This window comes from Gilliamella sp. X-46, assembly GCF_057063525.1.
In genome coordinates this window covers 177806-191762 of sequence record NZ_JBXSQH010000002.1, presented here as the reverse complement: position 1 = coordinate 191762, position 13957 = coordinate 177806, and the positions used below count along the sequence as shown (strand labels likewise).

The following is a 13957-nucleotide window of genomic DNA, read 5'->3' as shown; positions in this document are numbered from 1 at the left end:
TATATATAAAATCTAATAATAATCAAATTTTACTAATTTAATTCAGTAATACTTACAAAATATTCAATTTGACAAAATGAGATTTGAAGTGTTTTTAACCTAATTTTATTTGTTTAAGTATTTATACTTAAGTTTAGTATTAATTTGAAATATCTTTATAGGTTAAATATACATCAGAAAAAGGAAAATAATGATTATTGATAGACAACATTATGTTTTATGCTCACACTGTGATTTGGTCATCGAATTATCAGATATAACGATAGGGCATAAAGCTGTGTGCCCACGTTGTAATACAACGTTAGCTAAAAATAATAGTAATATGAAGTTTAGTGCAGCTATGTATGCAATATGTTCATTAATTATGATTATTGTAGCTTATGGTTTTATCTTTATTGATATCCGTATTGTGGGTAATTTCATCGGTGTTAGCGTATTAGATATTCCTAAAACCCTTTTTTCTGATAATTATAGCTATATTTCAGCACTTTTTATCTTGTTTGTTTTACTTTTTCCTATATTCAATTTATCAATTATTGTTTTACTCTGTTCCAAACTACAGTTAACAAAGTATCGTAAACGAGATCTGCTTGTTGTTTATGAAAAGTGTCAACATTGGTGTATGCCTGAAATATTTCTTACTGGTATTTTAGTTAGCTTTGTTAAATTAATGAGTTATGGCAGTATTGGTGTGACAGGTACATTTTGGGCGTTTTGTCTATTTGTCTTTTTTTATATAAAGTCTTTAGTGATTTTTTCACCGGAAACAATTTGGGACGAAATTCATCGTAGTAATTTTGCTACCGATATACCAAAAGTTGGTAAAACTGGCATTTGTCAAAATTTAAAACTATGCAAATGCTGTCAGGCTATATTGCCAGTGCACTATGTAAAATGTCCAAGGTGTAAACAAAAAAGCAAGGTCAGAGATCTTGATAAAATACAATGGACCCTAGCCTTATTGGTTACTTCATTAATTCTTTACATTCCCGCCAATTTATTTGGAATTATGATAACTGTTGTTTTTGGGGCGCCATCAACTTCCACTATTATGGATGGCGTTATTTATATGTGGCAAGCCGGCGATGTACCTGTTGCACTTGTCATTTTTATTGCGAGTGTTGTTATTCCAATCTTAAAGATTATTTCACTTAGTTGGCTTTGTTATTTTGCATTAGCAGTAAAACGAAAAAACAAACATAATTGCTTAAAAATGAAAAGATTGTACACTGCAGTTGAGTTTATTGGTAAATGGTCAATGATTGATATATTTGTGGTTGCTGTTATTTGCTCTTTAGTTAGAAATCAGCAAATGATGGGCGTTTACCCAGATATTGGTGTTACATTTTTTGCAACTGTCGTTATTATCACGATGATTGCATCACAAAAATTCGATCCTCGGTTAATTTGGGATCGTCCGCAAAAAAGAAAATAGATTAATAGGAACAATATGGCAACATCAAGTAAATTAGCAAAAATAATTAAAATTAGAGCTATTTCAGCTATATGGATTATTCCGATTGTTACTGCAATTGTGGGTATTTGGATAATCTATGCCCATTTTGCTGATAGAGGTACCTCGTTCACATTGCTCGCAAAAGACGCAAGTGGCATTATTGCAGGAAAAACGGTAATTAAAAACCGTAGCGTTGATGTTGGTATAGTTGATGAAGTAACTTTATCTGATGACTACAAACAAGTGGTAATAAAAGGCCGTATTTATAATGACATGGTTCCGTTACTTAAAAATGACTCAATTTTTTGGGTTGTTAAGCCTGAAATTGGTCGTGATGGAGTGACTGGACTAGGTACTATCTTATCGGGCGTTTATATCGAATTAGTTGCGGGAAGCGATACGCATAGTTTTCAACATAAACCTTTCGTGCTTTCTGATACACCACCATTGTCTGATCCAAGTATTAAAGGAATTCGTTTAAATTTAGAAAGTGAGCAAAATGGTGTGATCCCTCGAGGTGCTTCTGTTATGTTTCATGGCTATCGTGTAGGTAATGTTGAGACATCAGAATTTGATATTGAAGCACGTAAAATGAAATATCAAATATTTATTACAAAACCTTACGATGTGCTAGTAACACAAAATGTTCGTTTTTGGAAAGAAGGGGGGATAAATTTAACACTTTCATCTCAAGGTGCAAGCCTAGATGTACCTTCTTTAGATGTGTTAATGTCGGGGGGAATCAGTTTTGATTTACCAGATGGTTCTAAATTAGGTGCTCCTGCCGAACAAAATGCAGTTTATAAATTATATGAAGATAAAAAATCTATTAAAGATTCGCAATATACTGAATATAAAGAATTTCTTGTTATGCTTTCCGATTCTATATCTGGATTATCAGAAGGTGTACCAGTTGAATATCATGGTATTAGACTAGGTACAGTATCTAAAGTACCATTTTATACTGCAGAAATGTTAAAAAGATCCTCAATTTTAAATAAAAGGGTACCAATATTAATTCGAATTGAACCAGATCGCTTATCTGAATTAGTTGATGAAAAAATTGATATTGCCGCATTGATTATGAAAGAACAAGAAAATGGATTAAGAGCTTCACTAAAAACATCAAACATGTTCACCGGTGCGATGTATATAGATCTTGATTTTTATCCTGATCTGAAAAATAAATATGATCCAAAAATGGCAAAACAATTTGGTTACGATACTATTGAGGCGACTTCAACAGGAATTGCTCAAATTCAATCAAAAGTTATGCAGTTATTAGATAATTTTAACAATTTGCCTATTAATAATACGGTATCACAGCTTAATCACTCGCTCGCTTCAAGCCAACGCTTAATGGATTCATTAAATCGAGTTATGGCAAGTAAAGAGATGCAGAATATGCCAAAAGATCTGCAAAAAACATTACGCTCATTAAATGAAACAATGAAAGAATTACAACCAGGTTCTGAGCTCAACAATCAAATGAAAGAGAGTTTACAAAAAGTGCAACAGATGATGGATGAACTCACTCCATTACTCAATACGCTTAATGATAAGAGTAATGCACTAATTTTTTCTGCTCCATCGAAGAAAGATCAAGAACCCCAAGCAAAAGGTAAAAAATAATGAACAGAATATATAAAAAGTTATTTATAGCTATATTTATACCATTATTTGCCATATTAGTGGGTTGCTCAGCTGGTAACTCAAGTAAAAGTTATTTTCAACTCACTAGCAATTTACAGATTCCTGTATCGCAAAATATGAAAACCACGAATCAATTTATTTGGATTGAGTCGATTGATGTGGCGAGTTTTTTAAATAAACCTGGCATTGTATTACAAACCGATAATATCAAATATGAAACAGCAACGAACCATTTATGGATATCGACGCTATCTCAGCAATTACAAGACCGAGTAACGCAGGATTTAACTGCTATGTTACCCAATTATTTAGTGTCCAGTAAATCAATTACAACACCAACAATAACGGTAAAATTATTTATAGATAGCTTTCATGGCAGTTATATGGGGGATGCGATAATTAAAGGCCGATGGGTTGTTACTGACCGTAAAAATAATATTGAAATCAAACCATTTGAGCGCCATATTCCTTTAGCAACCAATGGTTATGATGCTTTAGTTAAAGCGTTATCAAAAGGATGGCAAGATGAAGAACTAGACTTTGCAAACTCAATAAAACATTAGTGTTACACTGACATTCCGTCAGCACGCTGACGGAATGTCTAAACTTAAATGGCAATAGATCTTAGTGACAATTTAAATTGACTAAAAACCTTATCATCAATGTCCACCCATTTACGAACACTATTGATAAAAGCGATTTTTTGGGCATTTACCAGATCATCTTTTAAAATCGTTTTTTCTAACAATTGATTGTGATCCAGATAAAATTGCCGCATGGTTCCAGCTAATAATCCCGATTCTTTTTTAGGTGTAACCCATTGATCATTAATCAATAGCGCGATATTACCATTAACAAATTCAGTTATCTCATTGTATTGATTAAAATTAATATATTCTTTTCCTACAGTTAAATCCGGAAAGTGCTCACGATTTGATGTTTTATGATACAAATAGACATTTTGGTTATCAACGCACTGTGTTGCAAGTTGAATTTCATTAATTTCTATCGGCCTGTTAATGATCTCTTTACTAATAGTGTAATGCCCATCTTTTTGCTGTAAGATTCTCACTTTATAAAGGTTGTTAGGCACTGAATTTGCTAACTTAATAAGTTGCAACTTAATTGTATTAATATCACAGTTAAAATCAAAATAATCAGCTGATTGAGCAAGTCTGCTTAAATGTTCATCTAATAATAAAAATTGTCCTTTTTCAAGCAACAACGATTCAATAATATATTTTGGGATAGAAGTAGTGCGATTTAAAATGGCTGTTTTCGCTAAGATCTCACTATATTCGTCTTGAGATGTTGAATCCCAAGTGATTCCACCACCAACACCATAGTGCATTTGTTTATTGTGTATGGTTAATGTACGAATTGGGATATTAAATATAGCTTTATTCATATAAGGTTCAACATAACCAATTGTCCCACAGTAAACTCCCCTGTGGGAGTTTTCAATATCTGCGATAATTTGCATGGTACTGGTTTTTGGGGCACCGGTAATTGAGCCACAAGGGAATAGGGCTTGAAAAATTTGATATAAACTGACATCTTCCTTCATTTCAGCTTGAATCGTTGAAGTCAATTGCCAAACGGTTGGATATTTTTCCGCTGAAAATAATTTCGGAACTGTCACCGTTCCTGGTTTTGCAATGCGACTTAAATCATTACGCAACAAATCAACAATCATCATGTTTTCAGCTTGATTTTTTTCAGAAAATAATAACTTTAATTGTTGTTTATCTTGTTGAATATTTAGGCCACGTGCTGTGGTCCCTTTCATTGGTTTTGTCGTAATAATGGTATTGTCTAACTTAAAGAATAATTCTGGTGAAATCGATAAAATATGATAATCGTCAAACTCAAGATAAGCGCAATAATCAGCCTGATTGTTTTTTTGTAGAAAATGGTAATAATCCATAGCGCTTTCATTAAATGGTGCGGTAAATTGAATGGTATAGTTGGTTTGATAAGTATTACCTGATTCAATTTGTGATCGAATAAAGGCAATTTTTTGATTATATTCATCTCTTGATGTATCGCTTATTAAATCAAAGCTTGGAGGTGTATAATCATTTAGTTCTATTTGTTCAACGATAGAAAAATGATCAAAAATACCAAATAACAATAGTGGTATACCTTGATGGACATCATTATTATGTTTTGTTTTATTTTCATTATTTAGCCCCGTTGCACTTTCATAAGCGAGATACCCAACCGCATAAAAACCTTGTTGCGTAAATTTTTCGATTAAATCGAATTGTTGTTGAATTGTCGAGTAATCATTTGATCTTAAAATGGCAATAGGATTGCAAAAATATTTATGCTGACCTTCAAAATCTATATAAATTTTCATATTAAGATTGCTCATGGACAAAATTATTAATCATTTGTAAACCTGATTCGGTTTTTATCGCTTCAGGGTGGAATTGAACTGACTCAATGGGTAACGTTTTATGACGTAATCCCATAATCAACCCTTGATTGTTTCTAGCGGTTACAATCAGGTGAGAATCTTCTTGTGAAAAATTATCACATGCAATTAATGAGTGATAGCGAACCACTGAAAGCGGGTTTTTGACTCCTTTAAATACCCCCTGACCATCATGCATTATTTCATCAACTTTACCGTGCATCGGTGTTGGTGCTTTGGCAATGTGGTACCCATAATATTGTGCAATGGCTTGATGTCCTAAACAAATTCCCAATATCGGATAAATATGAGCAAATTCGGCAATAATAGCAAGTGATATTCCTGCATTAACTGGTGCCCCTGGGCCAGGAGAAATGATAATTTTAGAAAAGCTTAGTTCTTTTATTTGTTCGATTGTTAGTTCGTCATTTTTGATAACTTTAACTTCGGCGCCAACTTGGCATAAATAATCGTTAATATTAAATGTAAAAGAATCATAATTATCTATTAATAATATCAAAATACAGTCCATTAATTACAAAACATATTGATTTAAAAACCGGTAACTGTAACAGTTAAAATCCAGTCGTAACAGGCTTTATTATATCGTTAATACACTTAAAAGAAGAAATCATTGCGATTTTACCCTCTTTTTATCTCTCTTTTATACTTAAACAATATTTTTAATGAAACTTTTTTACAAAAAGCAGTTTTTCTGTGATTGATTTCACAAAAACATACAACTCTACTTGTATGGTAGTATTTGAGTTGTTATTTTAATAACGTCTAAATTTACACGAGAGGTATTGAATGAAAATTGTAAAAGCAGATGTTTTTGTATGCAGTCCAGGAAGAAATTTTGTCACATTAAAAATAACCACCGACGAAGGAGTTTATGGTGTTGGTGATGCAACGCTTAATGGACGTGAATTGGCCGTAGCTTCTTATCTTAAAGATCATCTGTGCCCTCAACTAATTGGGCGTGATCCGCATCAAATAGAAGACATCTTCCAATATTTCTATAAAGGCGCCTATTGGCGTCGTGGTCCTGTGACTATGTCAGCTATTTCGGCCATTGATATGGCTCTGTGGGATATTAAAGGAAAATTAGCCAACATGCCTCTTTACCAGTTATTAGGAGGCGCGTCGCGCACAGGAGTTATGGTTTACTGTCATACTACTGGTGCAAGCATTGACGAAGCATTAGATGACTATGCTAAACATAAGGAAATGGGGTTTAAAGCAATTCGTGTGCAATGTGGCATACCGGGTATGAAGACAACCTATGGTCAAAGTAAAGGGAAAAACCTAGCTTATGAACCTGCCACTCGTGGCAACTACCCAGAAGAACAATGTTGGGCAACAGAGAAATACCTCGATTTTATGCCTAAATTGTTTGATGCCGTACGAAATAAATTTGGTTTTAATGAGCATCTACTACATGACATGCATCACCGTTTAACACCAATCGAAGCTGCTCGTTTTGGAAAAAGTATAGAAGATTACAGGCTGTTTTGGATGGAAGATCCGACACCGGCCGAAAATCAAGAATGTTTTCGTTTGATACGCCAACATACAGTCACTCCAATTGCAGTTGGTGAAGTGTTTAATAGCATCTGGGATTGCAAACAACTTATTCAAGAGCAATTGATTGATTATATTCGAACTACAATTACCCATGCTGGCGGTATTACTCATATGCGCCGTATTGCTGATTTTGCTGCACTTTATCAAGTAAGAACAGGATCCCACGGACCATCTGATTTATCCCCTATTTGCCATGCAGCTGCACTGCATTTTGATATGTGGGTACCTAATTTTGGTGTGCAAGAATTTATGGGTTATTCAGAGCAAATGCTAGAAGTCTTTTCACCAAACTGGACTTTTAATGATGGCTATATGCACCCAAGCGATAAACCAGGCCTTGGTATAGATTTCGATGAAAAACTTGCCGAAAAATATCCATACAAACCAGCTTACTTACCTATTGCTCGTTTAGAAGATGGTACGTTGTGGAATTGGTAAATTATAGGAGGTTATATGAAAAGTATTGTAATCAAACAACCTAATGAATTGGTAATTGAGGAACGAGAAGTTCCTCAGCCTGCAAATGGGGAAGTAAGAGTAAAAGTAAAATTAGCAGGTATTTGTGGTTCAGATAGCCATATATACCGCGGACATAACCCATTTGTTAAATATCCACGAGTTATTGGTCATGAATTTTTTGGTGTGATTGATGAAGTTGGTGAAGGGGTTGATAGATCTAGAATTGGAGAAAGAGTATCTGTCGATCCAGTTATTAGTTGTGGGCACTGCTATTCTTGTTTAGTAGGTCGTCCTAATGTTTGTACATCTCTTACTGTATTGGGTGTTCATCGAGATGGTGGATTTAGTCAGTACGCAGTAGTTCCAAGTAAAAATGCTTATGTTATCCCAGATGAAATTAGTGATGAGTTTGCAGTGATGATTGAACCATTTACTATCGCAGCAAATGCAACCAGCCATTTAAAACCAACTGAAAATGATATTGTACTAATTTATGGTGCAGGCCCAATGGGACTAACTTCAGTACAAGCGTTAAAAGGAGTTTATAACGTTAAAGAGGTCATTGTTGTTGATCGAATTGAAGAACGTTTAAATATGGCAAAAATTAGTGGTGCTGACAGAGTAATAAACAATACCTCTTTATCTTTAAAAGATGAGCTGGATAAGCTCAGTATTAAACCGACGGTTATTATAGATGCAGCCTGTCATCCATCCATTTTGCAAGAAGCAATTAGTATTGCATCACCAGCAGCAAGAATCTTGATTATGGGGTTCTCAAGTGATGCCTGTCAGATAACTCAGCAAGGTATTACAAGTAAAGAATTATCTATTTTTTCATCTCGATTAAATGCTAATAAATTTCCAGTTGTAATTGATTGGCTTAAGAAAAAATTAATTGACCCGCAAAAGTTAATCACACATCAATTCGATTATATGCAAGTCATTCAAGCGATAGAAACTTTTGAAAAAGATCAAAAACAGTGTTGCAAGGTGTTACTAACTATTAGCTAGGAATTTTTAAACACATTTTTATTGATGATCTTTTATATATAAAATTATAAGGCGAGTAAAATATGAATAACATAGGAAAGATTAAATGTGAAAGAAATGCTTCAGATTTAGTTAAAGCGGCTGTTTCTGGATGGCTTGGAACAGCATTAGAATTTATGGACTTTCAATTATATTCTTTAGGCGCTGCACTAGTATTTCGTGAAATATTTTTCCCCGAACAATCGGCAATTATGGCACTAATCTTAGCTATGGGAACCTATGGGGCAGGATACATTGCCCGAATTGTTGGTGCTTTTATCTTTGGACGAATGGGAGATGCAATTGGTAGAAAGAAAGTATTATTTATTACAATTACTATGATGGGTATTTGTACAACACTAATTGGTGTATTACCAACTTATGCTCAAGTAGGTATTTTAGCTCCTTTAATGTTGGTTCTCTTACGAATAGTTCAAGGTTTGGGTGCTGGTGCCGAAATTTCAGGGGCAGGCACTATGCTTGCAGAATATGCACCTATAGGAAAAAGAGGAATTATTTCTTCATTAGTTGCAATGGGCACTAATTGCGGTACATTGAGCGCTACCGCAATTTGGGCAGTTATGTTTTTTTGGTTAGATAAAGAACAGCTAATTGCATGGGGATGGAGAGTACCTTTCCTTGTAAGTGCGATCGTTATGATTTTTGCGATATGGCTTAGAATGAACTTAAAAGAAAGCCCTGTATTTGATGGTGTTAATGATGTAAATACCCAATCAATTAATGACAAACAACCAATCAAACACATTTCATTAGTTGAAATGATAAAAAGTAAATCATTTTGGCTAGCAACTGGTTTACGTTTTGGGCAAGCAGGAAATTCAGGGTTAATTCAAACTTTTTTAGCAGGTTACTTGGTGCAGGCTTTATTATTCGAAAAAGGTATACCTACAGATGCTTTAATGATTAGTTCTATTGTAGGATTTGTTACTATTCCTTTTTTAGGGTGGTTATCTGACAAAATTGGTCGACGAATTCCATATATTGTTTTGACTGTTTCTTCAATTATTCTTGCTTATCCAATGCTATCTATTGTTGTTGATAAAAGTTATTCAGTTAGCACTATAATGTTATGCTTAATTATTATTCATAACATTGCAGTACTAGGGTTATTTGCGCTAGAAAATATTACTATGGCGGAAATGTTTGGTGCTCGTAATCGCTTTACTCAAATGGCAATATCTAAAGAATCCGGAGGTCTTATTGCAGTTGGGTTTGGTCCTTTATTAGCCGGAATTTTCTGTAATATTGTCAACGATTGGTGGCCAATTGTTGTTATGATCATTGTTTATTCTTGTATTGGTCTGATATCAGCGATTTTTATGCCAGAAATTAAAGATCGTGATTTATCTGATTTAAATGATGCTGCATTATAATTTAAGGTTTTGAAGGAAAAATAATGAAACTATCAAATCTAACTTTATCACAACTACCTGAAAAGGTAGTTGTACCGAACTATGATAGAAATAAGCTTAAAACTAAAATAGTTCATCTTGGTTTTGGTGCTTTTCATCGTGCTCATCAAGCCGTTTTTACTGACATTTTGGCAACAAAATATGGAAGCGATTGGGGATATTGTGAAGTTAATTTAATCGGTGGTGAAAAACAAATTGAAGATTTAAAGCAGCAAGATTACCTATTTAGTGTGTGTGAAATGGCTTATGATAATTGGAATTCACGAGTTGTCGGGGTTGCCAAAGAGGCATTACATGCTGATATTGATGGTATTGCAAAAATATTAGAAGTTATGACACGCCCTGAAATCGCTATCATTTCAATAACTGTGACTGAAAAGGGATATTGTTATTTACCGTCAACGGCATCAATTGATCTAAATAACCCGCTGATTAAACACGATATTGAAAATGCAGCTAAACCGAAAACTGTTCCGGGTCTGATCGTTGAGGCATTACGTTTACGTAAAGAAAAAGGTTTAAAACCGTTTACGGTAATGTCTTGTGATAACATGCCAGAAAATGGTCATGTGACACGTAATGTTGTTTTGGCGTTAGCCAAACAACGTGATCCAAGTTTGGCTAGTTGGATCGACCAAAATGTGACATTCCCATCAACAATGGTTGACCGAATTGTACCTGCCGTGACACCTGAAACCATGGAAAAAATCCAAAAACAACTGGGTGGTATTGAAGATCCGGCTGGGGTTGCCGGCGAGCCATTTAAGCAATGGGTTATTGAAGATAACTTTGTTGCTGGCAGACCCGAGTGGCAAAAAGCCGGTGCTGAACTTGTTAGTGATGTCTTGCCTTATGAAGAGATGAAGCTACGTATGTTAAATGGTAGTCACTCGTTTTTAGCTTATTTAGGCTATTTAGCAGGTTATTTACATATTGATGAATGCATGCAAGATCCTAATTATGTGAAAGCTGCAAGACATTTGATGATAAATGAACAAGCAAGCACATTACGAGTAAAAGGAGTTGATTTACAGGCTTATGCCGATTCGTTGCTTGATCGTTATCGCAATACAGGTTTAAAACATCGTACTTGGCAAATAGCCATGGATGGTACTTTAAAATTACCCCAACGTATGCTCGATTCAGTCCGTTTTCATTTAGCGAATAACACACCTTTTGATTGTCTAGCTTTAGGTATTGCAGCTTGGATGAGATATGTAAGTGGGACTGATGATGCAGGTAAGATGATTGAGATAAGTGATCCAATTGCTGATAAGTTGAAAGAACTAGTAGCAAACAGCCAAGATAATCAAGAACGGGTAAAATCGCTATTGTCATTATCACATGTATTTGGTGATGATCTACCTAACAATAAATGTTTTGTTGAACAGGTAACTAAAGCTTATTTAGCTTTGCGGGATACTGGCGCTAAAAAGTCAGTTGAACAATTAGCAGAAAGTTTTTAAAGTTTTTTTTAAACATTACTAACACAACTAACATAATTAATAAAAACAAAGTGTAATTACCTGCAAGGGCGTTACACTTTTCACTTGTACTCCAATTTAGTACAAATAACCTTTCTATATTTATTTCATTGAAATAGCAACACATTTCAAACAAAAAATTAAGGCGTAAGTGTTTTTTAAATTCAACGGAAGGCAAGTAGCCTAACGAAGAATGTAATCGTTTATGATTGTACCAATAGGCATAAGCCGAAAAAGCGCGTTGTAACTCAGCCGTTGAGTTTAAGCGATTAACTCTTATTCTTTTTGTTGATGTGGCACCCTATTATACAAATAAGTCAAATTCTATTAATAATACATTTTCAACAATCGCGCAAAATGATATTCACACACAAATTAATTCATTAGTAGCATCAAATGAAGATAAAATAAAGATTCGCCTTGACACTCAAAATTTACTTGATTGTGCGCATGAAGTTTGTGAAAAACACCTTTACCATGATGATATAAAACAAGATTTTATTGATGATATTAATAATTTTGCCACGCACATTGTAAATCAAGTCGAAAGCGGAGCGATGAGTTATGAACAAGGCTCAGAAGCGATAAAATCTGAAGAAAAGAGTTTATGGGATCAAAGTATTCACTGGATAGGTCGGGGACTAAGTGTTTTAGGTGGTGCAGGCTTGATGGTGACGGGGGTTGCAATGTGCACAACTGGTATGGGTTGTATACTTGGCTCATATGTAGCAGCGCATGGAGTTAATAGTATTCAAGAAGGGATAACCGATGAAGATGGTTTTTTAAAATCAGTGTATCAAAATGCGGCGGTAGGATTAGGAATGTCTAAAGAGGCCGGTTCTTTGGCTTATGATTTAGTTGATATCGGTATATCCGTACATGGTAAACTTAAATTAGTTCCTAAAATAGATAAAAGTTTTGCAATTAATCAATTTAATCGCGCTAATTCAGCAAAATTCAAATTATTTCATTATGGTAGAAAGGATTTGACACGAGCATATAGACAGATGAATAAATGGTTGTTAGGTTCTGAAATATTTAGTGATGGTATATCATTATATGAAATTTATCAAGAGGCTGAAAATATATTAGTTAAAGATAATGAAAGTAGTGAGACAAATTTATATATTTCAAAACCAGAAAAGATTGATAATATAGAGAAAATTGTAGATAGTTGTACAATAGTAATACGTGTTACAGGTAGTGAATCTGATGTAGATGACCAACCTAATTACTCGTTGTGTACGCGCTTGGATGGTACTACATATCGGCAATATTTTGATGGCCATATTGAAGAAGGTTCTATTGAATAACAGGAATAACACAGATGATTATATTGATTTACATTGCGTATTACTTTTTCTCTATTTTGCCTATTATTATTACTTATCGCTTTAGAAAATATACAATAAGTGATTATCAATATAATAAAAAGTTGAAATGGCAAAGGTGCATTATGTTGGTTTTCAATTATATTGCTGCAGCTGTTCAAATTATAATTGGATATGAACTTAAACGTATCGCTCGTTCTAATCAAGATTATGGTCCTCTTTTATTATCAGCATTTATATTTCTAATTGTTTATAGTCTTTTTCCAATATCCTGGTTAGAAAGCCCAAAAGAGTATTTAAAAAAGAAAAAGAAAAAATGGAAATAATAATGAATTTAGTGAAGTTAGCTTTCCACCATTAACAACTGTCGCATTACCTTCCAAACAAATTGTAGAAATTCCTCACATTGTTTACAGTAATTTGAGAAACGACTGTAATGAATATACATAAAAAAACAAAATTAACGCCTTATCACAGACAAGAAATATGGCGCTTATATCATAAAGAAAAAATAACGGTCACCAATTTGGCTAAACGCTATAACAAAATCTATCCGGGTGAAATACTACACGTTGATACCAAACGTTTACCTGTACTTAAAAATGAAACAAAACAGCAAACTCGATAATACCGTCTATTGATATCAATTTGATGTTAATTGGTTTTTTACATAAACATGGTGCGATCCTAAAACTTTTTCACAAAAATGACGCTGTCTTGATTTGTTTAGATAAACTGCGTGATAACCAGCGTATCAATCAAAAATCGACAAAAATCACCTGCAACGACAATTTGATGTAGGTGATAAAGAACAAATTGTTGTTGCGGATTTAACCTAATGACAAAGGGTAGCGGAAGCGACATTTAAAACAATTAAAACGGAATTTGTAAAAGGCCAACGTTTCAACTCAACGGCTGAGTTACAATGCGCTTTTTCGGTTTATGCTTATTGGTATAATCATAAACGATTATATTCTTCGTTAGGCTATTTGCCTCCCGTTAAATTTAAAAAACACTTACCCCTTAATTTTTTGTTTGAAAATGTGTTTCCATTCTAATCAAAAAAACTTTTCTTATACCTAAAAATATCCTACTATTCTCCCTTA

General features: G+C 33.9%; 12 protein-coding genes and 2 pseudogenes. 11 read left to right on the top strand and 3 right to left on the bottom strand.

The features are described 5' to 3' along the window. The first annotated feature begins 190 nt into the window (after positions 1-190). Genes ACYIAJ_RS03570 through ACYIAJ_RS03560 form a run of 3 tightly spaced genes read left to right on the top strand, consistent with a single transcriptional unit; the run spans position 191 to position 3672 of the window. Positions 191-1435, top strand: a complete 1245-nt coding sequence (locus ACYIAJ_RS03570; protein ID WP_483558470.1) for a PqiA/YebS family transporter subunit — start codon at positions 191-193, stop codon at positions 1433-1435. 15 nt (positions 1436-1450) lie between these two features. After that, positions 1451-3088 carry an intermembrane transport protein PqiB gene (gene pqiB, locus ACYIAJ_RS03565; RefSeq protein WP_483558468.1) on the top strand — a complete coding sequence of 546 codons (1638 nt, stop codon included), beginning with the start codon at positions 1451-1453 and terminating at the stop codon, positions 3086-3088. Next, positions 3088-3672 carry a PqiC family protein gene (locus tag ACYIAJ_RS03560; protein WP_483558467.1) on the top strand — a complete coding sequence of 195 codons (585 nt, stop codon included), beginning with the start codon at positions 3088-3090 and terminating at the stop codon, positions 3670-3672. Before pqiB ends, ACYIAJ_RS03560 begins: the two co-directional genes overlap by 1 nt. 44 nt (positions 3673-3716) lie before the next feature. Here the strand turns inward: ACYIAJ_RS03560 and pabB are convergent, their stop codons facing one another. Together pabB and ACYIAJ_RS03550 are read right to left on the bottom strand one after the other, a co-directional pair. Further along, positions 3717-5471, bottom strand: a complete 1755-nt coding sequence (gene pabB, locus ACYIAJ_RS03555) for an aminodeoxychorismate synthase component I (protein WP_483558465.1) — start codon at positions 5469-5471, stop codon at positions 3717-3719. Position 5472: 1 nt separating this feature from the next. Further along, positions 5473-6048 carry an anthranilate synthase component II gene (locus tag ACYIAJ_RS03550; protein WP_483558464.1) on the bottom strand — a complete coding sequence of 192 codons (576 nt, stop codon included), beginning with the start codon at positions 6046-6048 and terminating at the stop codon, positions 5473-5475. Positions 6049-6338: 290 nt separating this feature from the next. Here ACYIAJ_RS03550 and manD point away from each other — a divergent pair, with 290 nt between their 5' ends. From manD to ACYIAJ_RS03530, 4 genes are all read left to right on the top strand, one after another. Further along, entirely contained in the window at positions 6339-7553 is a 1215-nt protein-coding gene (manD, locus tag ACYIAJ_RS03545) for a D-mannonate dehydratase ManD (protein ID WP_483558462.1), read from the top strand. A 15-nt stretch (positions 7554-7568) separates the two neighbouring features. Next, positions 7569-8585 carry a Zn-dependent oxidoreductase gene (locus ACYIAJ_RS03540; protein ID WP_483558460.1) on the top strand — a complete coding sequence of 339 codons (1017 nt, stop codon included), beginning with the start codon at positions 7569-7571 and terminating at the stop codon, positions 8583-8585. Between the two features lie 62 nt (positions 8586-8647). Continuing rightward, positions 8648-9997, top strand: a complete 1350-nt coding sequence (locus tag ACYIAJ_RS03535) for an MFS transporter (RefSeq protein ID WP_483558458.1) — start codon at positions 8648-8650, stop codon at positions 9995-9997. A gap of 23 nt (positions 9998-10020) precedes the next feature. Further along, the gene (locus ACYIAJ_RS03530) at positions 10021-11502 is read left to right on the top strand and encodes a mannitol dehydrogenase family protein (RefSeq protein WP_091349081.1); all 1482 of its coding nucleotides are present in this window, start codon (positions 10021-10023) and stop codon (positions 11500-11502) included. Here the strand turns inward: ACYIAJ_RS03530 and ACYIAJ_RS03525 are convergent. Further along, a complete protein-coding gene (locus tag ACYIAJ_RS03525; protein ID WP_483558713.1) occupies positions 11465-11800 on the bottom strand; it encodes an IS3 family transposase in 336 nt (111 codons plus the stop codon). The genes ACYIAJ_RS03530 and ACYIAJ_RS03525 overlap by 38 nt on opposite strands. A 13-nt stretch (positions 11801-11813) precedes the next feature. Between ACYIAJ_RS03525 and ACYIAJ_RS03520 the strand changes: the two genes are divergently transcribed. The 4 genes and pseudogenes from ACYIAJ_RS03520 to ACYIAJ_RS03505 form a co-directional block, all read left to right on the top strand. Continuing rightward, a complete protein-coding gene (locus ACYIAJ_RS03520) occupies positions 11814-12833 on the top strand; it encodes a DUF4225 domain-containing protein (protein WP_483558456.1) in 1020 nt (339 codons plus the stop codon). Between the two features lie 14 nt (positions 12834-12847). Beyond that, entirely contained in the window at positions 12848-13177 is a 330-nt protein-coding gene (locus ACYIAJ_RS03515; protein WP_483564357.1) for a hypothetical protein, read from the top strand. A 110-nt stretch (positions 13178-13287) separates the two neighbouring features. Continuing rightward, a pseudogene (locus ACYIAJ_RS03510) lies at positions 13288-13476 on the top strand (hypothetical protein); the annotation flags it as partial. Positions 13477-13714: 238 nt separating this feature from the next. After that, positions 13715-13909 (top strand): annotated as a pseudogene (locus ACYIAJ_RS03505) (IS3 family transposase); the annotation flags it as partial. Between the last annotated feature and the right edge of the window lie 48 nt (positions 13910-13957).